This window comes from Leekyejoonella antrihumi, assembly GCF_007845645.1.
GTDB lineage: Bacteria > Actinomycetota > Actinomycetes > Actinomycetales > Dermatophilaceae > Leekyejoonella > Leekyejoonella antrihumi.
This window is the reverse complement of sequence record NZ_VCQV01000009.1, coordinates 89,253-113,786: the sequence shown is the minus strand read 5'-3', so window position 1 is coordinate 113,786 and position 24,534 is coordinate 89,253. Positions and strand designations below refer to the sequence as shown.

The 24,534-nt window shown below is 67.6% G+C and carries 24 protein-coding genes; 13 read left to right on the top strand and 11 right to left on the bottom strand.

Features of this window, described 5'->3' with window-relative positions; translation table 11 throughout:
• Window positions 1-23 precede the first annotated feature (23 nt).
• Both FGL98_RS08900 and FGL98_RS08895 read left to right on the top strand, forming a co-directional pair.
• Window positions 24-2,819, top strand: coding sequence for a DEAD/DEAH box helicase (locus FGL98_RS08900; RefSeq protein WP_146316401.1), 2,796 nt, complete (start codon window positions 24-26; stop codon window positions 2,817-2,819).
• Window positions 2,820-2,871: 52 nt separating this feature from the next.
• Window positions 2,872-3,441, top strand: a complete 570-nt coding sequence (locus FGL98_RS08895) for a PH domain-containing protein (protein WP_146316400.1) — start codon at window positions 2,872-2,874, stop codon at window positions 3,439-3,441.
• A gap of 13 nt (window positions 3,442-3,454) precedes the next feature.
• Here FGL98_RS08895 and FGL98_RS08890 read toward each other — a convergent pair whose 3' ends face one another.
• On the bottom strand, window positions 3,455-4,393 hold the full coding sequence (locus FGL98_RS08890; protein WP_146316399.1) for a 5'-3' exonuclease: 939 nt from the start codon (window positions 4,391-4,393) through the stop codon (window positions 3,455-3,457).
• 47 nt (window positions 4,394-4,440) lie between these two features.
• On the opposite strand from FGL98_RS08890, the gene FGL98_RS08885 reads away from it, so the two are divergent.
• The gene (locus tag FGL98_RS08885; RefSeq protein WP_146316398.1) at window positions 4,441-4,908 is read left to right on the top strand and encodes an Lrp/AsnC family transcriptional regulator; all 468 of its coding nucleotides are present in this window, start codon (window positions 4,441-4,443) and stop codon (window positions 4,906-4,908) included.
• 19 nt (window positions 4,909-4,927) lie between these two features.
• On the opposite strand, the gene FGL98_RS08880 is transcribed toward FGL98_RS08885, so the two are convergent.
• On the bottom strand, window positions 4,928-5,446 hold the full coding sequence (locus FGL98_RS08880; protein ID WP_146316397.1) for an aminoacyl-tRNA deacylase: 519 nt from the start codon (window positions 5,444-5,446) through the stop codon (window positions 4,928-4,930).
• 357 nt (window positions 5,447-5,803) lie between these two features.
• Here FGL98_RS08880 and lnt point away from each other — a divergent pair, with 357 nt between their 5' ends.
• The 4 genes from lnt to FGL98_RS08860 all read left to right on the top strand — a co-directional run bounded on the left by lnt (window position 5,804) and on the right by FGL98_RS08860 (window position 8,975).
• Window positions 5,804-7,396 (top strand): apolipoprotein N-acyltransferase, encoded by a 1,593-nt coding sequence (lnt, locus tag FGL98_RS08875; protein ID WP_146316433.1) that lies wholly within the window; start codon window positions 5,804-5,806, stop codon window positions 7,394-7,396.
• Window positions 7,383-8,183: a polyprenol monophosphomannose synthase gene (locus tag FGL98_RS08870; protein ID WP_146316396.1), complete on the top strand. Its 801-nt coding sequence runs from the start codon at window positions 7,383-7,385 to the stop codon at window positions 8,181-8,183. The genes lnt and FGL98_RS08870 overlap by 14 nt, the downstream gene beginning before the upstream one ends.
• A gap of 2 nt (window positions 8,184-8,185) precedes the next feature.
• Window positions 8,186-8,701, top strand: a complete 516-nt coding sequence (locus FGL98_RS08865) for an FxsA family protein (RefSeq protein WP_222432078.1) — start codon at window positions 8,186-8,188, stop codon at window positions 8,699-8,701.
• An 88-nt stretch (window positions 8,702-8,789) separates the two neighbouring features.
• Window positions 8,790-8,975, top strand: coding sequence for a hypothetical protein (locus FGL98_RS08860; protein ID WP_146316395.1), 186 nt, complete (start codon window positions 8,790-8,792; stop codon window positions 8,973-8,975).
• Window positions 8,976-9,287: 312 nt separating this feature from the next.
• Here FGL98_RS08860 and FGL98_RS08855 read toward each other — a convergent pair whose 3' ends face one another.
• The 4 genes from FGL98_RS08855 to FGL98_RS08840 all read right to left on the bottom strand — a co-directional run bounded on the left by FGL98_RS08855 (window position 9,288) and on the right by FGL98_RS08840 (window position 14,222).
• Window positions 9,288-9,647: an RNA polymerase-binding protein RbpA gene (locus FGL98_RS08855; protein ID WP_146316394.1), complete on the bottom strand. Its 360-nt coding sequence runs from the start codon at window positions 9,645-9,647 to the stop codon at window positions 9,288-9,290.
• 207 nt (window positions 9,648-9,854) lie between these two features.
• The gene (locus FGL98_RS08850; protein ID WP_146316393.1) at window positions 9,855-11,234 is read right to left on the bottom strand and encodes an MFS transporter; all 1,380 of its coding nucleotides are present in this window, start codon (window positions 11,232-11,234) and stop codon (window positions 9,855-9,857) included.
• 64 nt (window positions 11,235-11,298) lie between these two features.
• The gene (locus FGL98_RS08845; protein WP_246136452.1) at window positions 11,299-12,762 is read right to left on the bottom strand and encodes an MFS transporter; all 1,464 of its coding nucleotides are present in this window, start codon (window positions 12,760-12,762) and stop codon (window positions 11,299-11,301) included.
• Window positions 12,759-14,222, bottom strand: a complete 1,464-nt coding sequence (locus FGL98_RS08840) for a M20/M25/M40 family metallo-hydrolase (RefSeq protein ID WP_146316392.1) — start codon at window positions 14,220-14,222, stop codon at window positions 12,759-12,761. The genes FGL98_RS08845 and FGL98_RS08840 overlap by 4 nt, the downstream gene beginning before the upstream one ends.
• A gap of 137 nt (window positions 14,223-14,359) precedes the next feature.
• On the opposite strand from FGL98_RS08840, the gene FGL98_RS08835 reads away from it, so the two are divergent.
• From FGL98_RS08835 to FGL98_RS08825, 3 genes are read left to right on the top strand one after another with little or no spacing between them, the layout of a single operon-like run.
• Window positions 14,360-15,835, top strand: coding sequence for a serine/threonine-protein kinase (locus FGL98_RS08835; RefSeq protein WP_146316391.1), 1,476 nt, complete (start codon window positions 14,360-14,362; stop codon window positions 15,833-15,835).
• A 9-nt stretch (window positions 15,836-15,844) separates the two neighbouring features.
• A complete protein-coding gene (locus FGL98_RS08830) occupies window positions 15,845-16,606 on the top strand; it encodes an MgtC/SapB family protein (protein ID WP_146316390.1) in 762 nt (253 codons plus the stop codon).
• Window positions 16,607-16,644: 38 nt separating this feature from the next.
• Entirely contained in the window at window positions 16,645-17,550 is a 906-nt protein-coding gene (locus tag FGL98_RS08825) for an LLM class F420-dependent oxidoreductase (protein ID WP_146316389.1), read from the top strand.
• Between the two features lie 5 nt (window positions 17,551-17,555).
• On the opposite strand, the gene FGL98_RS08820 is transcribed toward FGL98_RS08825, so the two are convergent.
• The 3 genes from FGL98_RS08820 to FGL98_RS08810 form a co-directional block, all read right to left on the bottom strand.
• A complete protein-coding gene (locus FGL98_RS08820) occupies window positions 17,556-18,368 on the bottom strand; it encodes an MBL fold metallo-hydrolase (protein ID WP_146316388.1) in 813 nt (270 codons plus the stop codon).
• A gap of 60 nt (window positions 18,369-18,428) precedes the next feature.
• Window positions 18,429-19,532 (bottom strand): ScyD/ScyE family protein, encoded by a 1,104-nt coding sequence (locus FGL98_RS08815; RefSeq protein ID WP_146316387.1) that lies wholly within the window; start codon window positions 19,530-19,532, stop codon window positions 18,429-18,431.
• Between the two features lie 243 nt (window positions 19,533-19,775).
• Window positions 19,776-20,729: a threonine ammonia-lyase gene (locus FGL98_RS08810; RefSeq protein WP_146316386.1), complete on the bottom strand. Its 954-nt coding sequence runs from the start codon at window positions 20,727-20,729 to the stop codon at window positions 19,776-19,778.
• 196 nt (window positions 20,730-20,925) lie between these two features.
• Between FGL98_RS08810 and FGL98_RS08805 the strand changes: the two genes are divergently transcribed.
• Window positions 20,926-21,612, top strand: a complete 687-nt coding sequence (locus FGL98_RS08805) for a G1 family glutamic endopeptidase (RefSeq protein WP_222432077.1) — start codon at window positions 20,926-20,928, stop codon at window positions 21,610-21,612.
• A gap of 55 nt (window positions 21,613-21,667) precedes the next feature.
• Window positions 21,668-22,462, top strand: coding sequence for an alpha/beta fold hydrolase (locus tag FGL98_RS08800; RefSeq protein WP_246136451.1), 795 nt, complete (start codon window positions 21,668-21,670; stop codon window positions 22,460-22,462).
• On the opposite strand, the gene FGL98_RS08795 is transcribed toward FGL98_RS08800, so the two are convergent.
• Window positions 22,433-23,452, bottom strand: coding sequence for a bile acid:sodium symporter family protein (locus tag FGL98_RS08795; RefSeq protein ID WP_246136450.1), 1,020 nt, complete (start codon window positions 23,450-23,452; stop codon window positions 22,433-22,435). The genes FGL98_RS08800 and FGL98_RS08795 overlap by 30 nt on opposite strands.
• Window positions 23,453-23,584: 132 nt before the next feature.
• On the opposite strand from FGL98_RS08795, the gene FGL98_RS08790 reads away from it, so the two are divergent.
• Window positions 23,585-23,995: a hypothetical protein gene (locus FGL98_RS08790; RefSeq protein ID WP_146316383.1), complete on the top strand. Its 411-nt coding sequence runs from the start codon at window positions 23,585-23,587 to the stop codon at window positions 23,993-23,995.
• 166 nt (window positions 23,996-24,161) lie between these two features.
• Here FGL98_RS08790 and FGL98_RS08785 read toward each other — a convergent pair whose 3' ends face one another.
• Window positions 24,162-24,497 carry a hypothetical protein gene (locus tag FGL98_RS08785; protein ID WP_146316382.1) on the bottom strand — a complete coding sequence of 112 codons (336 nt, stop codon included), beginning with the start codon at window positions 24,495-24,497 and terminating at the stop codon, window positions 24,162-24,164.
• Window positions 24,498-24,534 lie beyond the last annotated feature (37 nt).

Genomic DNA, 24,534 nt, shown 5'->3' with positions numbered 1-24,534 from the left:
GCTCCGCCAGTAACCTGACCGATATGCCAGCCCCTTCGGATCCACCTGCCCACCACCGGGATCCCGATCGTCGTCGACTCGACAGCAGCCACCTGCGACGATTCGCGGAGCTGTACGACTTTCCGTTCGACCCGTTCCAGGTCCGTGCGTGTGAGGCCGTGCAGGACGGGCGTGGGGCGCTCGTTGCCGCCCCTACCGGCTCGGGCAAGACGATCGTCGGAGAGTTCGCGGCCTACCTCGCGCTGGTGAGCAGGCGAAAGACCTTCTACACCACGCCGATCAAGGCGCTGTCGAACCAGAAGTACACAGATCTGGCAGCGCAGCACGGCGCCGACAAGGTGGGTCTGTTGACCGGTGATTCGTCGATCAACGGCGAGGCGCCGATCGTGGTGATGACCACCGAGGTCTTGCGCAACATGCTGTATGCCGACTCGGACACGCTGCGTGGGCTCGGGTTCGTCGTGATGGACGAGGTGCACTACCTGGCAGACCGGTTCAGAGGCGCGGTCTGGGAGGAGGTGATCGTGCAGCTGCCCGAGACGGTGCAGGTCATCTCGCTGTCCGCGACCGTCAGCAATGCCGAAGAGTTCGGTGAGTGGCTGGCCACCGTGCGCGGGGACACCGAGGTGATCGTCGAGGAGCACCGGCCGGTCCCGTTGTGGCAGCACATGATGGTCGGGCCCGGGCTCTTCGACCTCTTCGTCGAGAGCGACCGTGATCGAACGCAGCTGACGGTGAACCCCAAGCTGGTGCAGCGCATCGCGCAGGTCGAGGCATCCACGGACCGGCACGGCCGACGCGAGGACGCGGGAGCGCCACGGGGCCGTCACGGTCGTGAGCGCGGTCGCCGGCCGCACGGGCCGGTGCGGCCGGGTCGGCCCAGCAGGGGTCCGAGTCGTGCGGAGGTCATCGACGCACTCGATCGAGATGGCCTGCTGCCGGCAATCACCTTCATCTTCAGTCGGGTCGGGTGTGAGTCGGCCGTGGGCCAGCTGCTTGCGTGGGGGACGCGCCTGATCCCGGAGCAGGCTGGAGCTCGGATCCGGCGGCTGGTCGAGGAACGGGTGTCGTCGCTTCCCGACGAGGACCTCACGGTGCTCGGCTACTGGGACTTCGTGGAGGGACTCAGCCGCGGGTTCGCGGCGCACCACGCGGGCATGCTCCCGACCTTCCGAGAGATCGTCGAGGAGCTGTTCACCGCCGGCGAGATCAAGGCGGTGTTCGCCACCGAGACGCTGGCGCTGGGCATCAACATGCCCGCACGCACCGTGGTGCTGGAACGCCTGGTCAAGTTCAACGGTGAGGCGCACGCCGACATCACGCCTGCCGAGTTCACCCAGCTGACCGGGCGTGCCGGACGGCGCGGCATCGACTTTGAGGGACATGCGGTGGTGCTGCACACCCGCGGCCAGGACCCGTACTCCGTTGCGGGGCTTGCCTCGACGCGGACCTATCCGCTGCGATCGAGCTTCGTGCCGACGTCCAACATGGCGGTCAACCTGGTGGCCCAGGTCGGACGGGCGAAGGCCCGGACCGTGCTGGAGGCGTCGTTCGCGCAGTTCCAGGCAGATCGCGCCGTGGTAGGGGTGGCGCGCGCGATCCACCGCAATGAGGAGGGGCTCGAGGGTTACGCGGAGGCCATGCGTTGTGACGTGGGTGATTTCGCCGAGTACGCCGCCATGCGGCGGGAGATCAGTGACCTGGAGAAGGCCGTCGGCAAGCGTCGAGCGGCAAGCAGGAACGCCGCTGCCGCAGTGTCGCTGGGTGAGTTGAGCACGGGGGACGTGATCCGCCTACAGAGTGGCCGCCGCGCCGGGCTTGCCGTGGTCATCGCGACGAACAAGGGCGGGCGGCATGAGGGACCGACGCCGTTGCTGCTCACGGTGGGTGCTCAGGTGCGGCGGTTGACGGAGACCGACGTGCATGAACCGGTCCTGCCGCTGATGCGGATGGAGGTGCCGAAGTCGTTCAACGGCAGGAATCCTCGGGCCCGCAAGGACCTTGCGGCGACGCTGCGTGCCAAGGCCCCGAAGGACGCGCCACCGAAGGCTGCGCGGGAGGATCCCGTCGAGGATGCAGCGACTCAGGACACGATCGCGGTGCTCCGTCGCCGGCTGAAGTCCCATCCGTGCAACGACTGCCCGCACCGCGAGCAGCACGCGCGCTGGGCCGAGCGCTGGTGGCGGCTGCGTAAGGAGACGGACGGACTGCAGCGGCAGGTGGACGGTCGCACTCACACGGTGGCGCGCACGTTCGACCGGGTCTGCGACCTGCTGTCGGAGCTGGGCTACCTGTCACCGGACGGGCAGTCCGTGACGGAGCAGGGTGGTCTGCTCCAGCGCATCTACTCCGAGAAGGACCTCCTGGTGGCCGAGTGCCTACGGGAGGGGGTGTGGTCCCGACTCGACCCGGCGTCGCTCGCGGCCGTTGTCAGCACGCTGATCTATGAACCGCGCCGCGAGGCGGAGGGCGCCGAGGTGCGGATGCCCAATGACTGGGTGAGCGACGCGTTCGCGCGCATGCAGGAGATGTTCGGCGACCTCGAGCATCGGCAGCGAGGGCATCGGCTGACACCGCTGGGCGTGCCGGATGCCGGCATGGCCTGGGCGGCGCACCGCTGGGCGAGCGGTGCGCGGCTCGAGCTCGTGCTGCGAGACAGTGCCCTGTCCGCCGGAGACTTCGTGCGACGGTGCAAACAGCTGGTGGACCTGCTCGGTCAGGTCTCCGACGCTGCTCCGGAGGCGGTGTTGCGCACGTCGGCACGCAAGGCGATCGACGGAATCATGCGGGGAGTCGTCTCGGCCGACCGGCTCGATTGATGGGACTCGCGGTTGCGCAGCACAGTCCACCGGCCGTGGCAGGATGACCGCCATGGCCTTCTCCGCGAAGCATCTCGCTGCCGGCGAGCACGTCGAGCTCGAGCTGCATACTCACCTCAAGCGCATCCTGCTGCCCGTGCTGGTGCTCATCGCGACGGTCGTCGTTGCCGCGGTGATCACCTGGCTGCTGCCGGACTCCCTGGGCGGCGGCACCCACAAGTGGGCGCTCATCGTGATCTGGGTGCTGGCGCTGCTGGTCGTGATCGTCTGGGTGCTCGCGCCGATCCTGCGTTGGCGCACAACGCTGTACGTGATCACCAACCGAAGGCTGATCACCCGTTACGGGATCATGACCAAGTCCGGCCGGGACATCCCGCTCTTCCGGATCAACGACGTGTCCTACGAGAAGGGCCTCATGGATCGGGTCCTTGGTTGCGGCACGCTGGTGATCGCGGATGCGTCGGAGCAGGCCGGCCTCACGCTGGACGATGTGCCACACGTGGAGCAGGTCCAGGTACGCCTCAACGAGCTGCTGTTTGCGCACGACGACGCGGCCGATGACGACCGGACGTTCCCACCGGGCGAGCCACGGGGACCTCACCGGGACATGCGGTTCCAGTAGTAGCAGGGTGAGCTCAGTCGAGCCCGAGCACATTCAGCAGCCGTGCGAGCGGTGACCGGATGGGTAGGCGTGCGGCCAGGGCCCCGAGCCGGTCTGGGTCTGCCACCCGCGACGGAAGCGCGGTCTGCAGGTCTTCCGGCACGGGCGCGTCGCGGACGACGTCGACGACTCGCGGTGCAGCGTCGAGGTAGGCGGACGCGGCCTCCAGCCTGGTGCGCTGCGCCCCTTTCACCTGCGGATCGCCCTCGTCGACGGCCCTGCGCAGGCCACCGAGGTCGCCATAGCGGTTGATCAACGTCGCCGCGGTCTTCTCACCGATCCCGGGCACGCCTGGAAGCCCGTCGCTCGGATCCCCGCGCAGCACAGCCATATCCGCATACGCCCGGCCACCGGAGATGCCGTACCTCGCCTGCAGGTAGGACTCGTTGACCACGTCCGGGTCGCGCACCCCTCCCTTGGCGGTGTAGAGGACCCGGATGCTGTGCTCGTCGTCGACGAGCTGGAAGAGGTCACGGTCGCCGGTGACCACATCGATCGCGGCAGTGTCCCGATAGCGAGTGACCAGAGTGCCGATGACGTCGTCCGCCTCGCACTCGTCGATTCCCAGCCGGGTGATGCCGACTGCCTCCAGCAGCTCGACGATCTCGGGCACCTGGGGTGTCAGCAGCTCGGGGGAGTCCTCCTGGCCGGCGGTGCCGTCGAGCACCCGATGAGCCTTGTAGGTGGGCAGGGCCTCGACCCGGAATGCCGGCCGCCAGTCGTTGTCCCAGCAGGCGACGAGGTCCGTGGGTGCGTGGTCACTCACCAGGGTCGCGATCATGTCGGCGAAGCCGCGGATGGCGTTGGTCGGTGGATCGGCCGGATGCTGTCGTCGGTCCGGTACGCCGTAGAACGCACGGAAGTACAGGCTCGCGGAGTCGAGCAGCAGAAGTTTTTGAGGGGTGCCAGACATGCGCTCGAGTGTAGAGGTGCGCACCGTGCCTGCCCTAGAGTTCAGGTGTGGAAGAACTCGACCGGCGGATCGTTCAGCTGCTCAGCAGAGACGGACGCCTCAGCTTCACCGATCTGGGCAAGGCGAGCGGCCTGTCCACCTCGGCCGTGCACCAGCGGGTCCGTCGCCTCGAGGAGCGGGGAATCATCACCGGCTACCGTGCCGTGCTGAACCACGACGCCGCGGGAATCCCGCTCGCGGCGCTGATCTCGGTGATCCCCGTCGACCCAGCCGCTCCCGACGACATTCCGGACCGGCTGCGTCACATCACGGCGCTCGACTCCTGCTTCTCGGTGGCGGGTGACGAGAACTACGTGCTCAAGGTCAGGGTCGCCAGCCCGTTGGAGCTGGAAGAGCTGCTGGCCCAGATCCGGTCGGCGGCCAACGTGACCACACGCACCACTGTGGTGCTGAGCACCCCCTGGGAGGATCGCTCGCCGCTCGCCGGCGACGAGGCACCCGCCGAGGACGGGTGAGTCGTAGGTCGGCTACCCGCTAGCGCGAGATCGGGCCGGTGGTGGCGCCGGTGAGCTCGATGAGGTCGGTGGGAGATAGCTGGAGATCCAGTCCACGCCGACCACCGCTGACCAGGAGGTGGGGCAGCGCAAGCGCGCGGTCGTCCAGGACGATCGGCAGCTGCTGCTTCTGACCGAACGGACTGATAGCGCCGACGAGATATCCGGTCGCGCGCTCGGCAGCTGCCTGCTGCGCCATGACGAGTTTCTTGACACCCACCCGATGGGCCAGCGCCTTCAGGTCGAGGCGACGCGGCACCGGAACCACCGCGACGATCAATCGCGGCCTGGGCCCGAGCGCCTCGGCGGTCACCAGGGTCTTGAAGATGTGGTCGGCGGGCTCGTCGAGGGCGTCCGCGGCTTCGTCGCCGTAGGCGGTCACCCCGCCCTCGTGCGGGTATGGACGCTCGACGAAGTCGACCCCGGCGCTCGTCAGGGCCACCGTTGCCGGGGTGCTTCCGGAGGCGGCGCGATGGTGTCGCGACCGAGCGGGGGACATGAGCTCATCGTGCCAGGGTCGGGCCACGCCCATCGGGCGCCCCGGCGTGTCGAGCACAACACGCCGCGCAGATGAACTCTTGGCCAAGACTTTAGACTCAAACAGACCCGCCCTGACCTGCACAAACGCACGTTTGCGCAGGTCAGAGGCCGGTTGACAGGAGATTTGGGCTCGGTATGTTCGGACCTGCGTCGACGTGCAAATAGTCGGCCAACGAGGCTGCGGATGGGCCCTCTCGTCTAGTAGAAAACTGGTGTTTGCGTGAGCGCGGAGGCACTTGGCCCCAACGACGAGCTGGGCCCATCTGTACGCCATCCGGCCTCGGGCAGGTCCGTCACCTAGGCTGGGGCCGTGATCATGCGCCTGGCTCTCGCCGTCTGTGCCGGGTTGTGCCTCTGGTTGTCGTTCCCCGACCTCAACGTGTGGCCCCTGGCCATCGTCGGCGTTGCCCTTCTTGCCCTCGCCACCCGAGGCGCGCGGGCCCGCACGGGGTTCCTGCTCGGGCTGGTGTGTGGTCTCGCCTACTTCCTTCCGGTCCTGAAGTGGGCAGGCACCTATGTCGGCTCCTTCCCGTGGATCGCGCTGTCGGTGACCGAGGCGCTCTACATGGCGCTGATGGGTGCGGCCTGCAGCTTCGTGCAGTCGGCGCGCCGAATCGAGCGCCTGCCGCACTGGCTGTCGCCGGCCGACGGCCCGCACGTGCGGCCCTTCGCGATTGCCCTGCTCTGGCTGCTGCAGGAGGCGGTGCGTGGGAGTATGCCGTTCGGCGGCTTTCCTTGGGCCAGGCTCGCCTGGTCGCAGGCCGGCACGCCCCTGGCCCACCTCGCGTCGATCGCGGGCGCACCCGGCCTCTCCTTCGCCGTGGCACTGGCCGGCGGGGGGCTGGCGGTCAGCCTCGACCGGCTTCGCCGGGGCACACCCAGTGGCATGATGCGTCGGCTCGCGCCGGCTGCGGCCGTCGTGGTGCTCGTTCCGTTGTCCGGGGTGGTGCCCACCCCGACCGGTGGCCCGAAGATGAATGTCGTGGGGATCCAGGGCGATGTGCCGACGGCCGGTCTTGAGTTCAACGCGCAGCGTCGGGCCGTGCTGGACGACCACGTCCGAGAGACCGATGTCGCCATCAAGATGGTGCGGGCGGGCGAGATCCCGCAGCCCGACCTGGTGGTGTGGCCGGAGAACTCCTCCGACATCGACCCAACTCGCAACCCCGATGCGGCCACCGAGATCATCCAGGCGGTCAATCGCGTCAAGGCCCCGCTGATCGTGGGAGCGGTCCTGCAGCAGCCGTCGCCGGATGTGTCCAACGCTTCGCTGCTCTACGAGCCGGGCAAGGGCATCGTGGCCACCTACATCAAGCAGCACCCGGTCCCCTTTGCCGAGTACATTCCCTACCGTTCGTTCTTCCGCTTCTTCAGCAAGAAGGTCGACCTCGTCAGGGCCGACTTCGCCGCGGGGCACAAGACGGGGCTGTTCACCATTCCGACGAAGAACCTCGGCCCGGTCAAGGTGGGCCCGGTGATCTGCTTCGAGGTGGCCTACGACTCGCTGGTTCATGCGGCCGTTGCCAAGGGCGCCCAGCTGCTGGTCGTCCAGACCAACAACGCGACCTTCGGCTACACCGCAGAGTCCGAGCAGCAGCTGGCCATCTCCCGCATCCGCGCCATCGAGACGGGCCGGTCGGTCGTGCACATTTCCACCGTCGGGGTCAGCGGCCTGATCACCCCGGACGGTACGGTGCATGACAAGTCTCGACTGTTCACCGCGAAGGTGCTGTCCGGGGCCCTCCCGCTGCGCTCCTCGATGACGCTGGCGGACCGGCTCGGCCGGCTGCCTGAAATTGTCGGTTCGGCTGCGGCGCTGGTCCTCCTGCTGCTGGCGTATGGGGGAACTCGGATCGGGGAAACACGTCACCTCAGTCGTCGCAAGAAGGAAGTCCATGAAGTCGTCTAGTCCCCGGCCCGCGACGGCGCCGGATCGTCGCCCGCTCGAGCACGTCCTGGTGCTCGTGCCGACCTACAACGAGCACGAGAATCTGCCGCTGATCGTGCAGCGGCTGCGCTCGAGCGTGCCCGACGCCGACATCATGGTGCTCGACGACAACTCGCCGGACGGCACCGGCAAGATCGCCGACGAGCTGGCGGCGGCGGACTCGCGCGTGCGGGTGATGCATCGGGAGGACAAGGAAGGCCTCGGCAAAGCCTACCTCGCCGGTTTTGCGTGGGGCCTTGAGCACGGCTACGACGCCCTGGTCGAGATCGACGCGGACGGGTCACACCCGCCGGAGGTGCTGCCGGACATGCTGGCCGCCGCCGCGGACGCCGACCTGGTGATCGGCTCCCGATGGGTGCCCGGCGGCAAGGTGGTCAACTGGCCTCTGCAGCGAGAGCTGCTCAGCCGCGGTGCCAACCTCTACACGCGGGCGCTACTGGGTATGCCGGTGGGGGACGCGACCGCCGGCTACCGGGTCTACCGGGCGAGCACGGTGCGCACCATCGGCCTTCAGGGAATCGCGTCGCAGGGATACTGCTTCCAGGTGGACCTGACCTGGCAGACGCTGCGGGCCGGCCTGTCCATCGTCGAGGTGCCGATCACCTTCGTCGAGCGGGAGATCGGCGACTCCAAGATGAGTCGCGACATCATGCTGGAGTCGCTCACCAAGATCTCCGGGTGGGGTATCCAGCACAGGTGGGGTCAGCTGCGCAGCCTCGCGGGCCGCGCTGGGGGCCGATCCTCGTGACCGTGCCCGTGGAGCCGCGCCCGCGCCCGCTGTGGGCGAGGCTGCTGCTGGTGGGTCTGCTCCTGGTGCCCGTTGTCGAGATCGTCGTCATCGTGCTGGTCGCACACCTCATCGGATGGTGGACGCTGCTACTGCTGATCGTCTTCTCGGTCGCGGGCGGGTGGCTGGTCCGGCGGCAGTGGAGCTCGACCTGGACGCAGCTGCAGGATGCGCTGCAGACCGGTCGGATGCCGGCTCGCGAGCTAACCGACACGGCGTTGCTGCTCGTCGGTGGAGCATTCTTGATGATCCCGGGCTTCGTCACGGATGTGGTCGGGCTCATCCTCGTGGCGCCGTTCACCCGGCCGTTGACCCGCCTGTTGCTGCAGTTCGCGGTCACCCGGCGGATGTGGGCCACCGTCGCGGGGCCGTCGGGGTCGATGGGGCCGATGGGGTGGCGGTCGACGGGTCCGCGGCGCGGCGATGATCAGGTCATCGAAGGGGAGATCGTCGACGACGATGAGGACGACACTCCGTAGGTCCGCGGATCAATTGTTCTCGCGCCCGCCTGATCCGACCTGAGCGCGGCGCACCTCTCGGCGTCGCACGCTGTGGAGGGCGACCAGCGTGAGAATTCCCCGAAAGGAGGAACCAGGGGTCCCACAGGTAGGCGTGCCACGCCAAGGCGTGCTGATCGGCTGTGGCGGATGCGGTGACGACACCCACCTGCACGAGCAGACCGACACCAGTCAGCACCAGCCCGTGGAACCGCCAACGGTGTCCAGCAACAGGGTGCCGCCCACACCCCAGTAGCCACTGATCGCGGCCTAGCACAGTCGGACGAACCACCCGCCAGCGCGAACCCCGCACCGACCGGCCGGTCCCGCAGCGCGCCCGCCACGTCGAGCCTGGTCGACATCATGCACCGAGGATGTCAGGAATCCACGTGTTGGCATATCCGGGATGACCCTGACCTTGGCTTCAGGGTGAGGAGGCACCCGGCCAGCACCGGGCCGGCCCATGTCGACGAAAGGGCGGACAGGTTCGATGTCGATGAGAGCGCAACAACCGGCCCGATCACCGCACGGTGGTCGGGCCGGTTGTCGGCGTTTGGCTTGGGGAGGGTCAGGCGGTGCGCTTACGCCGCGGCTTCTCCCCGCGGGACTTGCGCAGCAGCGTGAGCCGCTCCTCGAGCAGTTCCTCCAGCTCCGGGATCGAGCGGCGCTCCAGCAGCATGTCCCAGTGGGTGCGCTGCGGTTTGACGGGCTTGCGCTCCGGCTCCGGGCCGTCGACCAGAAGCGCCTCCGCGCCACAGCGGCACTCCCACAGTCCAGGTATATCGGCCTCGACCGAGAACGGGAGCTCGCTGATGTGCCCGTTCGGGCACTTGTAGCGCACGATCTGTCGCTCACTGAAGGCAATACCCTCTTCGGTCTCCAGCGACAACGTGCCGAGGTTGGTTCCTCGCAACGAACGTTCTGCCATCAGTTCATCCCCATTCCGCCAGCCACGGCATTCCGGTTTTCTGCCACAGCGATCTATGTGCTGCAACGTCGGGGCCAGTCGAGATGTTCCCTCGGATGGCGCCGCCGCGCGTCCTACACCAGGTAGGACGTCCGAGCATCGCAGAAGGTTGCGATCTGCGCCTGTGACTTACCTGACATCGGCTGGGAACCTCCTGGGTTCGGCTGGTCAGACGACCCGCGGGGGTGTGTTGCCGGCGGCCTCGATGCCGTCACGCACGCGCACGGTGCGCAGCAGCGCGCCACCCACGCCGAAGAAGATGATCAGCGCCACTATGGAGAGCCGGTAGTCGTGGAACAGCTGGTAGACCAGGCCGAAGATGAAGGTGCCCAGCCAGCTGGTGCCGCGCTCCATCGCCTGGTAGAGGCTGAAGAACTCCGACTCACGCCCGTGGGGCACCAGATGGCTGTAGAGAGAGCGGCTGAGCGACTGGCTGCCGCCGAGCACCGTGCCGATGCACACCGCGAGCACGAGCCACAGTGCGAACTGGCGCTCCGGGATGAAGAACGCCACGATGACGACTGCGGTCCACAGGAAGAGGCTGGCCAGGACGAGCCGCTTGGCACCGTACTTCCCCGCCATCCGGCCGAACGCGAGCGCGCCGCCGAAGGCGACGAACTGGACCAGCAGGATCGTGATGACCATCTGGTTGTCGCTGAGCTTCAGCTGCTGCACGCCGTAGAGGCTGGCGCTGGCAATCACTGTCTGAATGCCGTCGTTGTAGAAGAGGTAGGACAGCAGGAAGCGCATGGTCTGCGGGTAGCGGCGCAGCTCGCGGAAGGTCTCCCGCAGCTGCCTGATGCTGCTGGCGGCGGCCGGCCCCTCGCGCGGCATCGGCTCATTGTGCAGGTGGCGTAGGCCGCGCAGCGGGATGAGCGCGAACAGCGCCCACCAGGCACCGGACACGGCAAAGCTGATCCGCACGGCCTGCCCGGTGTCCAGGCCCATCGAGGTGTGGGTGCTGAGAAGCACCAGGTTCGCGGCGAGCAGGATCCCACCACCGAGATAGCCGTAGGACCACCCCTTGCTCGAGATCCGGTCCCGGTCGTCGGGAGGGGTGATGCGGCACATGATCGCGTTGTAGACGACCAGTGACGCCGCCAGACATAGGTTGGCGATGACCGCGAGGACGACCCCGAACTGCCAGTCGGAGCCGGCGATCAGGCACATCAGGCCCGCAGCGGCGGCACCGACGTAGCAGAAGCCGCCGAGATAGCGAATGGGTCTGGTGGATCGGTCGACGAAGGAACCGGCCAGGATGATCAGCAGCGCGGAGATGATCGTCGAGATCGTCAGGGTGTAGGGGACGAGCGATCCCGGGGCGACCGCGATGCCGAGCAGGTGCAGGTTGGTGCGGCAGGTCGTGTCGGTCGCCTGGGTCGGGCACGCCGCCTTGTTGGCGATCGACGTCAGGTAGGGCGCGAAGAGCACCGTTGCCGTCACGGTGACGTACGACGCGCAGGCCCAGTCGTACCAGTACCACTTCTGCTGCAGGTGCTGCTGGTCCGGCGTGGAGGCTCGCCCGGGCCGGCTGCCGACTTCGGTCACGGCTGCACCCTGCCACAGCACGGGGTGGGGCGCGGGGTTTGTGGGGTCGGCTGGCGCGGCGCGCTCATCCGCTGACCCGCGAAACGGTCGTCCCGATCACCTCTGCGGGGTCCGCGAATGACCCGCGCGGCACCAGGAGCAGTGCGACGGCGGCCAGCAGTGCGGTCCCGGCGCAGACCGACCAGATCCACAGGTAGCCTGACAGCGGCGCGTGGGCCGTGTCCGTGTCCAGAGACCCGGTCGTGGCGAGCGCGATCGCAAAGACCGCGGAGGCGATCGCCCCGCCGATGGTCTTGGTGGTGTTGGTCATCCCGGTGACGAAACCCGTGCGGCCGGCGGGTGCAGCGGAGGCGGCCGCCGCCGGGAGCGCGGCGACGAGCGCACCGGAGCCGGCCCCGATCACGCACATGTTCGTGACGGCAGCGGCCAGACCGTTGTGCATGACGATCCACATGCCGTATCCGAGGGCCACCAGGGTGCACGCCGCGATCAGGGCGCCTCGCGGGCCCAGGCGCCGTGCTGCGTACGGCAGGCAGAGGGCGCCGACCAGCATGGTGATGACGTAGGCGCCCACGAGCACCGACACGAAGCTTGCTGAGGCACCGAGACCGTATCCGGTGACGGTCGGGTCGGTGCGCGCAAACGTCGACAGCGGGATCTGCGCCCCGAGGACGGACATTCCGAAGAGGAACGAGGTCAGCTGGACCGGCCACTGCCGCGCATCGCGCAGCAGCCGCACGTCGATCAGTGGCTCCTCGGTGGCCGCCTCCATCCGCCCGAAGGGCACCAGCATGAGCAGGCCGGCCAGGATCAGCAGCCAGGCGAGCACGCTCCCGGCGCCGTGCAGACGGATGAAGATCAGGCCGGCCATGACCAGCGCGAGGACCACTACAACCATGGACACCCCGCGCAGGTCGAGGCGACCCGCCGAGGTGCGGGCGGTGTCGCGGATGCCGAACCAGACCACGGCGAAGCAGCCGGTCACCGCGACGGCGGGAATCATCAGGACGAACGTGATGCCTACGGGGCCGACGATGGCGCCCGAGACGAGGGCGCCCACGATCACACCCGTTTCCAAGGCCGCCACGAGGGTTGCCGTGGCCCGCCGGGTGAGGCGCGACTGTGCACCCGAGCGGGCGGTGCGACTGTGGATGATCGACACCTCCATGGGCAGCCACACCACGTAGAACCCCTGCAGGGCCCAGGCGACCAGGAAGCTCGAGAAGGATGGCGCGAAGGCCACCGCCCAGGATGCGAGCGCGGTGAGCGCAGAGGTGATCAGCAGCACCTTCCGGTGGCCGATGAGATCACCCATCCGTGCCAGCACCGGCACGGCGATCGCGCTGACCACCAGCTGGGCGGCCTCGAACCAGTTGACGTCCGCGTCGTGGATGGACAGGTGATGCGCGATGTCGCTGTAGATCGGCGTGTAGTAGCCCTGCAGGACACCACTGACCAGCTCCACGCAGACCAGCAGTCCGACGACGCGACGCAGCGTCATCAGGGGCGGTCCGACGATGGTGCTCACCCGGGTAGGCCCTCGATCAGGTGTTGGTACCAGAGCACGCCCTCGGCGACGGCGTCCACGCCGATGCGCTCGTCGTAGCTGTGGATGCTCTCACGCTGGGCCTTGGACATTCGAAAGGGTGCGAACCGGTAGACGTTCGGGCACAGGTGGGTGAGGAAGCGGGAGTCCGTGCCGCCCATCATGAGGTAGGGGGAGGGGATGGCTTCCGGGAACACGTCGGCGATGCTCGAGACCAGGTGGTCCCAGGCGGGACCACTGGATGGTGACAGCGCGCTCGGCTCGGTGCGCATGAGGACGTTGATCTCGACGCTGTCGTCGGCGATGACCTTGCGGATGCGGTCGATGCAGTCCTGGACGGTCTCACCGATCATCACCCGCAGGTTCACGACCGCGGAGGCGGTGCTGGGTATGACGTTGGGTCCCGGTGCCCCGAACAGCTGGGTGACGGCCAGCGTGGTGCGGGTCATCCCGGCGGTCTCCGGCCCGAGGCGGTCGAAGGCCACGCTCAGCACACCCGGCAGGCGGCGGGTCAGCGCGAACGCGGCGCGGACCGGCAACGCCGCGTGTCGCCCGAGCCGGTCGACCATCTCGACCGTGGCCACCGGTATCCGCGGGGGAAACGGGTTGTCCTCCAGGCGCAGGATCGCGCGGGCGAGTCGCGCCGTGGTGTCGTTTCGCGCGGGTGTGGAGGCGTGTCCGCCAGGCCCGTGCGTGCGCAGCTCGAGATTGGTGGTGCCCTTCTCGGCGACTCCGATCACCGCGATCGGCGCAGCCACGCCGGGGAAGGCGCCGCCGGCGAGCGCTCCGCCCTCATCGAGCACGAACCAGGGGTGCACACCGCGCCGCTCCAGCTCCGCGGCGGCCAGCGTCGCGCAGTCTCCACCGACCTCCTCGTTGGCGCCGAACGACAGGTAGACGTCTCGCGCCGGCACGAATCCCTTCTGCAGGAGCCGCTCCACAGCCTCACACGTGGTGATGAGGCAGCCCTTGTCGTCGAGAGTCCCGCGCCCCCAGAGCATTCCGTCTGCCACCTCGGCGCCGAACGCCGGGTGCGCCCAGGCGGCATCCTTGTCGATCGGGACGACGTCCTGGTGGGCCATCAGCACGACCGGGTCGCCGGGACCGCGGCCCTTCCAGTGGAAGAGCAGACCGTGCCGACCCACCCGCGTGAGCCCCAGCCCGGCATGCAGACGGGGGAACTGCTCGCGCAGCAGCGCGTGCAGCTCGTCGAACGGCGCGATGTCGATTCGTTCTTCCTCCGGGTACGACACGGTCGGGCACCGGACAGCCGCTTGCAGCTTGCCGACGACCGACTCGCGCAGGGCCTCGAAGCCCGCTGGGTGCCCCGCCGGGGCGCCGGGCCGGCGCTGCGGTCGGTATGTCGCCGTCGCACCGGCGGCGCCGAGGAGCCCCGCACCCACTGCAGCAACGGTCGCGGCGGTCTTGGGGAATTTCACCATGGTCGGCAGCGTATGCCCGCCGACCGCGTCCCGGTCAGATGTTGAGCTCCCTGTCGTCGACCTGAGCGCATAGGTACGTGCTAGATCGTCCCCGGATAGTCTGTCCGGGGCCATGACGACGATCCTGAGGTGTGACGATGAGCGATAGCGGCACAGAGCGGGTAGGCACGCGCTTTGGTCCCTACCGGCTCCAGTCGTTGCTCGGGCGCGGTGGCATGGGCGTGATCTACACCGCGTATGACACCCGCAAGGACCGCACCGTCGCGCTCAAGCTGCTGCCCGCGGACCTCGCCTCGGATCCCGCCTACCAGGAGCGTTTCCGGCAGGAAGCCCGCACCGCCGCGCGACTTCAGGAGCCGCACATCATCCCGATCCACGACTTCGGTGAGATCGACGGAGTCCTCTACATCGACATGCGCCTGGTGAAGGGCCGGGATCTGCTGTCGGTTCTGCGATCCGGTGGCGCACTCAACCCGGAGTATGCCGTGCGCATCGCCGCGCAGGTCGCTGCCGCCCTCGATGCCGCACACGCCGATGGCCTGGTGCACCGCGACATCAAGCCGGCGAACATCCTGGTGATGCCGAGCGGGTTCGCCTACCTCGCCGACTTCGGAATTGCGAGCCGCAGCGCGGACAGCCGCATGACCGAGGATGGCGGAGCGATGGGATCTCTGTCCTACATGGCACCCGAACGATTTGGCAGCGATCCGGCCACCGCGCGGTCCGATGTCTACTCGTTGGCCTGCGTCCTCTTCGAGTGCCTCACCGGCAGCAAGCCCTTCGCCGGCGGCGACGTCGCCGCCCAGATCCAAGCGCACCTCTACTCACCACCCCCGTCGGTGCAGCCCTTCGGCGCACCCGCCGCGTTCGATCAGGTGCTGCAACGCGGACTGGGGAAGTCGCCGGACCACCGCTTCACCACCGCGGGTGCGCTCGCTCGGGCCGCCGAAGAGGCGTTGCACGGGTCGGCGTCGACCGGCACCCCTCGACCACCATCGCCGGTGCCCGTGCCGGTTGCGCCGCGCTCCAACCGAATGTGGTGGCTGGCCGCCGCGGCTGTGATCGTCGCTGCGGCCGCTGTCGCGCTGTGGCTGATCCTCGGCAATGGTGGTTCGCAGGCGTCGGCGGCAGGACAGACGACCGGCGTCACGGCCGCCGACAGCGGCGAGCCGGCCGCGACCACATCACCGACAGTCGGCGGCTCGGCGACATCGGTTCGCACATCCGCGTCATCCGCCGGGTCGTCCGGCGCGGCACCGGCGTCCACTGCCGCGACCATTGGCCCGGGGGACGGGTACGACTGGCAGGGGTGGGCGGACCCCCGCGCACGCTGCAATGCCGATGACCCCGCGATGACAGTCGCCGCGTCCGCGACGTTCCAGACCGTCGTCTGTCAGACGGCGAACGGTCGCTACTACTACCGCGGCTATGTCGTCACGAACCCCCACGATGCGGGAATCGAGATCGATGATCCCGCTCCGACCGGCGACGGATGGGTGATCGAGCACAACGGCACGACCTACGACCTGACACGGCGCACCATCACAATCACCAACGACGCCGGGCACGTCACGCGGGAGTCGACGACTACCTGGCGCAGTGTGCTGCCCTAAGTTTGACCCATGATCATCCACGCCGCGTTCGATGAGCCCGTCGGGCAGGGGTGGACACAGATCGGTGAGCTCGCGATCGCCTTCGGCCTGTCCGCGGTCATCGGCCTCGAGCGGGAGCTCAAGCAGCGGGCCGCCGGGGTGCGGACCTACACCGTCGTCGGGTTCGCCTCTGCGCTCTTCATGCTCGTGAGCAAGTACGGCTTCACCGACGTGCTCGGCCCCCGTGTGGTCCTCGATCCGTCCCGTGTTGCTGCCCAGATCGTGACCGGCCTCGGGTTCATCGGTGGCGGCATCATCTTCGTCCGACGGGGATCGGTGCGAGGGCTCACCACGGCGGCAAGCATCTGGCTGACGGCCGCTGTGGGTGCAGCCGCAGGGGCGGGTCTGGAGATCCTCGCCGTGGCAAGCACCATCGGATACTTCCTGGCCATCCTGCTTCTGCCACCGGCCGCCAACCTCATTGCGCGTCGGGTGATCAGCCCGTGGCCGGCCCTGCGGGTGCACTACCTCGACGGCCGCGGTCTCCTGCGGGAGGTGCTGTCCGTGGTCACCCAGTCCGGCTTCGTCGTCGCCGGAATGAGCACCACGCACCACCGCCCGGGCCGCAAGACCTCGCCGAGCCGTCGAGTAGTCGCGCCCGAGGGGCCCTCGGTCGAGGTGAAGGTGCAGCTGGGCGGACGCGGTGACCTCGAGCTGCTCATGACGTCCTTGAGCGAGATGGACGGGATCCTGCACGTGTCGACGGTGAGCCCAGAGGATGTCGACGAGTAGGACGGCGGCGACGCATACGGCTGTGCCACGATGCACGCATGCGCATCGGTCTGCAGGTCTCGTTCTTCAGCTGGTCCGACGACACATCCCGGATCGGGCCAACCTTCGGGCGGATCGCCAAGAACGCCGAGACGGCAGGGATGTCCAGCCTCTGGGTGATGGACCACTTCTTCCAGATCAAGATGATCGGACCACCGGAGCTGGACATGCTGGAGGCCTACACCGCGCTGGCGTTCGCGGCGGGCCAAACCTCCAGGATCACGCTGGGCACTCTGGTGACCGGGGTGACCTATCGGCACCCGGGGCTCCTGGTGAAGACGGTCACGACGCTCGACGTGCTGTCGGGAGGACGTGCGTGGCTCGGCATCGGTGCCGCTTGGAACGAGGAGGAGCACAACGGTCTCGGGGTGAGGTATCCCGAGGTGACAGAGCGGTTCGAGCGACTCGAGGAGACACTGCAGATCGCCCAGCAGATGTGGTCCGGCGACGACACGGCATACGAAGGGAAGCACTACCACCTGCAGCGACCGCTCAACGCGCCACAGGCGATCCAGCGCCCGCACCCGCCGATCCTGATCGGCGGCGGGGGAGAGCGCAAGACCCTGAGACTGGTTGCGAAGTATGCCGATGCGTGCAACATCTTCGACATGGGACCACAGGCCGTCAAGGCGAAGTATGACGTGCTCGCGCGGCACTGCGACGAGGTCGGGCGCGACTATGCCGAGATCGACCGGACGGTGCTCACTCGGGTCGCCCTGTCAGCCAGTCCGGGATCGAAGACACCCTCTGGTGAGACAACGGAGTCCGTGGACCAGGTAGTCGACCGGCTCGGCCGGCTTGCCGAGATCGGCACGACAGCAACGATTTTCGGGATGGGCAACGACACCGATGATGAGGCGTACCCGCTGGTGGCAGAGGTCGTCCGGCAGGTAGAACCTCTCTGACCACGTCAGGTCAGATCGTCGTGGTCGCCCCGGACCCAGGCCGTGTGCCTGTCGGCTGACGCCCGCACGACCTGCCGCCCGTCGTGGTCGATGACGTTGTTGAAGTTGCCATAGATGCGATCGAAGCTCAGCGCCTCCAGCCGGCCGGCGATCCGCTGGACCACCGCGCCCGACAACGGGATCTTGTTCGGATAGCTGCGCAGGAAGCCGACCGACCGGTGATCCGGGTTGGGAAAGATCGTGTCGCCCGTGAGCAGGACACCGTCCCCGTCCGCACCGTCCTTCCAGAGCACACACGCGCTGCCCGCGAAGTGCCCGCCGACCTGGTGCAGGATGAGCCCGCCGGCTATCTCCCGGGTGCCCGACCAGGTCTGGATGGCCTCGTCGTCCCGGCCAAGCCATCCGTGGTCGGCCTCCGCGACGAGCACCGGAGCGTTTCCGAGTCGACGGGACCACTCGACCTGGACGCCGAACATGTGCGGGTGGCTGGCCGCGATCGCGAGCACGGGACCGAGATCGCGCACCCGTTGCGCCGTCGCGTCGTCGACGTAGCCCGTCGGGTCCCAGACCAGGGACCCCTGTGAAGTGGTCACGACGATGCACTGCTGCCCGATGCCCACGCTCGGCCTGCTGCGAATGCCCAGCATGCCGGGTTCGAGATCGTGGACGGTGAGTTCCTCGCCGTTCGAGGCGAGCTCGTCGAGGGAGGTCCAATGCTGGCCGTCGAGCGGGACGTACTGCCGTTCGTCGGCGCAGATGGGGCAGACCTCGGGCACGGGTTCGGCATACTCCACGGCGCAGGTGGCACAGATCAGCATCGTCTCGCTCTCCTCACAGGGGGACCTTGGTCAGGTCAGCCAATCAGGAAACCAATCCGGTTACCAGCGGGAGGTGTTGACCCTTGCCTTGACGATCATCCCGCCCGGTGCGCTGCCCGGGTCCATCCCGATGAGCACGCCTGTGGTTGCGTAGATGTCACGCGATGTGGCCTCGACTGCGGCAGGCATCGTGGTGTTGACCCAGGTGACCGCCTTGTGAGATCCGCGCTTGATCAACGAGATCCGGTCGCCGAACAGCTCGGTCACGTAGATGTCTCCATGCCGAGTGACTGCGAGGTTGGTTGCGCCGAGGAACCCGGTGGCGACCCGATGCGTCTTGCCGGTGTGGGGGTTGACCTTGTAGACGGCACCACGCGCACCGAGGCTCGCGTCCTCGGGGCCACCGGGCAGGGTGCTGACGTACAGCCACCCGTCCGGCCCGACCTCGACGTCCGTGGGAACCGGTTCAAAGCGATAGGTCTTGCCGACTGTGCACGCTGGCAGGCCGCTTGCCGCCGCCGCCGCGGCCGTGACGACGGCCGGCTGCGCCGGCAGGACCGCGACCGTGCGCACGTGACCGCGCCGGTCGATGCTCAGGACAGTGTTGCCGGCGGCATCTGCCACATAGGTGGTGCCGCGAGACTCGGTCGTGGCATAGGGGTGCGAGTCGACGAGGCCGGTGTAGGACGCGGGTACCTCCTCAGGGAACTGTGCGGCGCAGGACTTGGAGAGGTTCGAGATGCCGTAGTGGACCCGCCGATCCGGGTTGTACTTGGCCTCGTAGGCTCCCACGTCGGCGAGTGTCCGGATGTGACCGCGCTGATCACGCTGGAGGACAAGGGTCTTGGGTCCGGTGAGCGTGAAGGTGACGGTTCGGCCATGCACAGACACGCCGCCTACCTCTGACCCGTCGGTTGAGGTGTAGAGCGGGGTGACCTTGCCATGCGGGCTGACTCGGTCGAGCTGCCCGGCAAAGTTCTGGGTGGTGTAGAGGGTGCCCCCAGATCCGACCGCGAGGGACAACGGGCTGATGAGCCCGCTCGCGACGGTGGTCAGCTGCGGTGCGTGCGGCTGTGGCCGCGGATGCGCCAGCGCCGGAGTGGTCATTGCCAGGGAGGCGGCCATTGCGGTGCCGGTGAAGGTGGCGGTGAGCTTCTTCTTCATGGTTATGCTCCTGCGTGCGGCAGACACCGACTGCGGTGTCTGGCCCAAGTGCGTATAAGGCCCCGAGAATCGGGCGCGGACAACCGCTCCCGCGACAGGTGGACCGGCCACCTCGATGCTGCGGCCCACGGGTGACGGTGCGCGGGCTACACGTTCAGTGTGCACTGGATGCGAGGGTTGGGGTCCATTCTTCCAACGCGCGGTGGTGTCAACGAAAATGCCCGCGATGCCACGGGAGTGGGGTCAGTCGGAGTCGACGGTGTTGCCGGTCAGGATCAGCGCAACCCGGGCACCGGCGAAACGGTCGCCGCTTGCTCGAAGGTAGGCGGCTCCGGCGGCCGCGGCAGGCTCGACCACCAGGCCTTCATCGTCCGCGATGGTGTCGGTGGCCTGACGAATGCACTCATCGCTGACCGCGACCATCTCGTCGATCACCTGCTGCGCGATGGGGAACGTGTATTGATTGTCCGGTCCGAGATCACCCATCAGCGACGCTGCGATCGTCGGCAGCTCTGGGACCCCAACGGGGTGGCCGGCCGCAAGCGACTCCTTCATGGCCGGAGCGGCGTCGGCGCAGACTCCGATAATCCGCGTGGAAGGGCTCATTGCCTTGACGGCGAGTGCGATCCCGTCGATCAGCCCTCCTCCCGAGACCTGCACGATCACCGCGTCCAGGGACTGCAGATCGTCGCACAGCTCTAGCCCGATGGTGCCCTGGCCGCTGATGACGTCCGGGTGGTCGAAGGGCGGGATGAACCCGTACCCGTGCGCCTCGGCATACTCGACGGCGGCGATGATCGCCGCCGTCTGATCACTGGAGCTGCGATCCACCGTGGCACCCAGCTCCTCCAGGGCCTGCACCCTGGAGCCGGCGACGCTGTCGGCCAGGAAGGCTCGCACGGGCAGCCCGAATCGATCACCCAGGTAGGTCACGGCACGAGCGTGATTGCCGGTCGAAGCCGTGGTGACCCCCTCGACCCGACCGGCCTCGAACATCGCCCGCATGGCGTTGCAGGCACCTCGCACCTTGAAGCTGCCGGTTGGCTGCTCGATCTCCAGCTTGAGATGGACGTCGGCGCCGGATCGGCTGCTCAACGCGGCACTGCGGATCGCCCGGGTGCGTTGCACGTAGTCCTTGATACGCACCTGCGCGGCACGGATCGAGTCCAGGTCGGGCATGGGGAGGCTGTGCGGCATCGGGGACCACCTTGTGCGGAGCTGTTGGCCACTTCGCAGGATAGTCGTGTCGCACCCGGGGTGTGGTTGTCCGAGAGAACCCTGACGGTTTGGTATGTGGGAGGAATCGGACGGGTAAAACCGTGCCCAACCTTGGTCTGGGCGCGGTCAGGAAACCGTTCCGACCCTCAGTACGGTCGTACGTTTCCGCCGCCGGGTGTCAGATCGACCACCGGCACTGCCACCAAGGAGCACGCATGTCGGCACGCCACTTCGCCGGCCCGCCGGCAGCACCGCACTGACTCGCGGAACCGGCTACAACATCAATGGCGGCAACTGGTCCGGCATGGCCGCACAGGGTTCGGGCTTCACCAGCACCTCCACGTCGTGGGTGGAGCCGTCAGTCACCTGCAACTCCTCGAACGACCTCATGGCTACATGGGTCGGCATCGACGGCTACGGCAGCTCGTCCGTCGAGCAGACCGGGGTGGCCACGGACTGCTCGTCCGGCAGCCCCGTTGACCAGGCGTGGTACGAGATGTTCCCCGCAAACCCCGTCCATTACGGCAATTCGGTCCGAGCGGGGGACACGATCACGGCCCCCGTGACCCGCAGCGGCACCCGTTACACGCTGAAGCTCAGTGACCTGACCCAAGGTTGGAGCAAGACCACCAGGAAGTCATTGAACGCGGCGAACGCCAGCGCGGAGTTCATCATCGAGTCGCCGACCGGTGCCTACCCGCGCTTCGGGACCGTCAGCTTCACCGACGCCAAGATCAACGGCAGCCCTGTGGGCAGCTACGGCCCGATCGCCATGGACGCGTCCAACAGCTCGGGGTATGAAGACCACACCAGCGGACTGTCCGGTGGCACGAGCTTCAGCATCTACTACCTGCACGAATAACCCACGGCGGGTGGTGGGTTCGCCTCCCGCCGCCCGCCGTGGCAGGCTTGCCGTCGTGAACAGCGGCTCTGTGATTCGTCCTGACGATGCGGTGATCGCCCATCAGGTGGCCGGCGTCGAGGATGGTCCGTGGCTGCTGCTTCTGCAAGGCCAGGCCAACTCGCACCACTGGTGGGACGGCATACGCGAGGATCTGGGGCAGGTCTTTCGCACCGTGACGTTCGACTATCGCGGCACGGGGGAGACCACTGCCCCCGAGTCCATGGACGCCGGTTGGTCCACCGGGCTGTTCGCAGAGGATGCGGTCGCGCTGCTGGACGAGCTGGGTATTCGGCGTGCCCATGTCTATGGCACCTCGATGGGTGGACGTGTCGCGCAGGTGCTCGCTGCGCAGCACCCCGAGCGTGTCGGGGGCCTGGTCCTGGCGTGCACGACGCCCGGTGGTGTGCACGCGCTGGAGCGCAGCAATCGTGTGCGCCAGAACCTTGCCGACCCCGATGCACGCCGGCGGCGGGATGCGCTCCTCGACTTGATGTACACGCCGGCCTGGTTCACGGGCGACCTGACGTCCAACCTGCTCGGCGACCCGGGTATGACGGCACTTGCCGCCCGGCTGCACCTCCGCGTGAGCGCTCGGCACGACGCGTACGACCTCTTGCCGTCGATCAGCTCACCAACCTTGATCCTGCACGGAGATGCCGACCAGATGGCGCCGGTGGAGAACGCGCAGGTCATCGCCGACCGGGTGCCGCATGCGACCGTGAGGATCAGGGCCGGTGGCCGGCATGGATTCTTCGACGAGTTCAAGGATGAGGTCAACTCATCCGTGATCCAGTTCTTGAACCCTTGACGTAGGGGGCTCGCGAAGTGACTCCCGCGAATACCGGGCCGCCAGCCACGAGCACATCATCAGCTGGACCTGGTGGAAGATCATCAACGGCAGGACGATCAGACCGACCGGCTGACCGGCGAATAGGACTGCTGCCATGGGAAGGCCGCTGGCAAGGCTCTTCTTGGTCCCGCAGAACTGTACGGCGATCAGGTCGCCGCGGTCGAACGAGAAGCGGTGAGAAACCCAGCTGGTCAGCCAGAGCATGAAGGCGACGATGGCGATGGCCAGGCCGATCAACAGCAGGATCTGCCACGCGGTTACGGAGTGCCAGATGCCCTGACGCATTCCGGTGCTGAACGCGGAATACACCACCAGCAGGATGGACCCCCGATCAACGATCTTGAGCCGTTTCGCGTGCTCGGTCACGAACCGGCCGACCAGTGGGCGTGCCAGCTGGCCGAGGATGAAAGGCAGCAGTAGCTGCACGAAGATGTCGCCGATCTGACTGGTGCTGATCTGGATCGATCCGCTCGAGCCCATGAGGCCGGCCGAGGCCATCAGCAGGACGAGGCCGGGCGTCAGGACCACCCCCAGCAGGTTGGACGCCGACGCGCTCACGATCGACCCGGCGACGTTGCCCCTGGCGATCGAGGTGAAGGCGATCGAGGACTGCACGGTCGACGGCACCAGCGTCAGGTAGAGCACCCCCGTGTAGAGGGTGGGAGTGAGCAGGTGCGGCTCGAGCACGCGCAGCGCAATGCCGACCACGGGAAAGATCACGAAGGTGAACGACAGGATCGTCACGTGCAACCGCCAGTGCTTGAGCCCGTCCAGCGCCTCACGGGGGTGCATCCGCGCGCCGTAGAGGAAGAAGAGCAGACCGATCGCGAGATGCACGATCCATTCGAGGGTGGGCGCGAAGCCGGCACTCGCCGGGAGCACCGTCGCGCACGCGACGGTGGCCAGGATGGCGATGATGAAGCCATCGATCCGCAACTTGTTCGGCACGACACGACTGTGACAGAGGCTCGTCTTGGGGTCACGTACGGGCCAGTGCCGTCCTACATACCGGGATCGTTTGGACTGCGGACCCTGTGGATAACTTCGAGGACGGTGGTCAATCTCGGTCATGCTCGAGGCATGACAACTTTTACACCAGGAAGACTGATTACCAACGACACCGAGCTCCGGGAGCACTGGGTGGGTCTGATGGGAGAGGAGGACTTCGAGAAGCGTTCCCTCTGGTTGATCTTCGTCGAGCACGATCAGCGAGTAGCACCGGTGGTGGTGCCGATCGACGACATACCGATGGACCCCGATGATGACACCCTTGCCGAGGTGTCGACCTTCATTGTGCGGGCGCGCGACGAGCTGGGAGTCGCTTCCATCCCGATGCTGCTTTCGCGCCCTGGAACGGCAAGGATGACGGACACCGATCGTCGCTGGGCGCGCGCGTTGGCTTCGGCCTTCGAAGACCAGCAGCCGCAGTGGCCGATCCACCTGGCAACCCGGCAACGGGTGCAGGTCTTCGCACCCGACGACCTGCTGTGAACCTTTGCGAGGCAGTCACGCGTCACTCAACGTTTGACGTCACGGAACCACGTCTGACGGTGGCACGGGTCCGGATCGCGCCCAACGCCCAGACGCGGTGCACCATGGACCGGTGCGTACTGGTCGGGCCGGGTCGTCATGACGCCCTCACCGTGGGTGAGGTCGGCTAGCCGCCGGACAACGCCCCGAGGGACTCCGCCGGCAGGTGTCCCTCGTCTCGCGTGTACTTCCCATGAGCGGTTGTGAGCAGTGGTACACCCTGATGTTTGCCGAGCGCGGACAGGACTCGCGGCCCCCACTCGCTCGGCACGTCCAGCTCGAACCGGTGCACGGGTGCGCAGACCTCGGTGCCGGCCTCGTGGACCGCCGCCATGAGGACGACAGAGGTGAGGCACCGAAAGTCCCCGGCGACAGTCGAAGACGCCTTGTTGAATTTCTGGTGAGCATGACCTTGCCGTGCCCAGTAGCCGCACTCGGTGACCGTGATCACCGCGTCCGGCACCGCCCACCCGTGAGGACCGTGCTGCAGGGTATGCCGG

Excerpts from the sequence above, each read along its gene's own strand:
- FGL98_RS08790 (WP_146316383.1), top strand. The coding sequence starts at position 23,585 with ATGACAACTTTTACACCAGGAAGACTGATTACCAACGACACCGAGCTC.
- FGL98_RS08840 (WP_146316392.1), bottom strand. The coding sequence starts at position 14,222 with ATGGTGAAATTCCCCAAGACCGCCGCGACCGTTGCTGCAGTGGGTGCG.
- FGL98_RS08810 (WP_146316386.1), bottom strand. The coding sequence starts at position 20,729 with ATGCCGCACAGCCTCCCCATGCCCGACCTGGACTCGATCCGTGCCGCG.
- FGL98_RS08815 (WP_146316387.1), bottom strand. The coding sequence starts at position 19,532 with ATGAAGAAGAAGCTCACCGCCACCTTCACCGGCACCGCAATGGCCGCC.
- lnt (WP_146316433.1), top strand. The coding sequence starts at position 5,804 with ATGCGCCTGGCTCTCGCCGTCTGTGCCGGGTTGTGCCTCTGGTTGTCG.
- FGL98_RS08830 (WP_146316390.1), top strand. The coding sequence starts at position 15,845 with ATGATCATCCACGCCGCGTTCGATGAGCCCGTCGGGCAGGGGTGGACA.
- FGL98_RS08890 (WP_146316399.1), bottom strand. The coding sequence starts at position 4,393 with ATGTCTGGCACCCCTCAAAAACTTCTGCTGCTCGACTCCGCGAGCCTG.
- FGL98_RS08870 (WP_146316396.1), top strand. The coding sequence starts at position 7,383 with ATGAAGTCGTCTAGTCCCCGGCCCGCGACGGCGCCGGATCGTCGCCCG.
- FGL98_RS08855 (WP_146316394.1), bottom strand. The coding sequence starts at position 9,647 with ATGGCAGAACGTTCGTTGCGAGGAACCAACCTCGGCACGTTGTCGCTG.
- FGL98_RS08900 (WP_146316401.1), top strand. The coding sequence starts at position 24 with ATGCCAGCCCCTTCGGATCCACCTGCCCACCACCGGGATCCCGATCGT.
- FGL98_RS08880 (WP_146316397.1), bottom strand. The coding sequence starts at position 5,446 with ATGTCCCCCGCTCGGTCGCGACACCATCGCGCCGCCTCCGGAAGCACC.
- FGL98_RS08835 (WP_146316391.1), top strand. The coding sequence starts at position 14,360 with ATGAGCGATAGCGGCACAGAGCGGGTAGGCACGCGCTTTGGTCCCTAC.
- FGL98_RS08825 (WP_146316389.1), top strand. The coding sequence starts at position 16,645 with ATGCGCATCGGTCTGCAGGTCTCGTTCTTCAGCTGGTCCGACGACACA.
- FGL98_RS08820 (WP_146316388.1), bottom strand. The coding sequence starts at position 18,368 with ATGCTGATCTGTGCCACCTGCGCCGTGGAGTATGCCGAACCCGTGCCC.
- FGL98_RS08895 (WP_146316400.1), top strand. The coding sequence starts at position 2,872 with ATGGCCTTCTCCGCGAAGCATCTCGCTGCCGGCGAGCACGTCGAGCTC.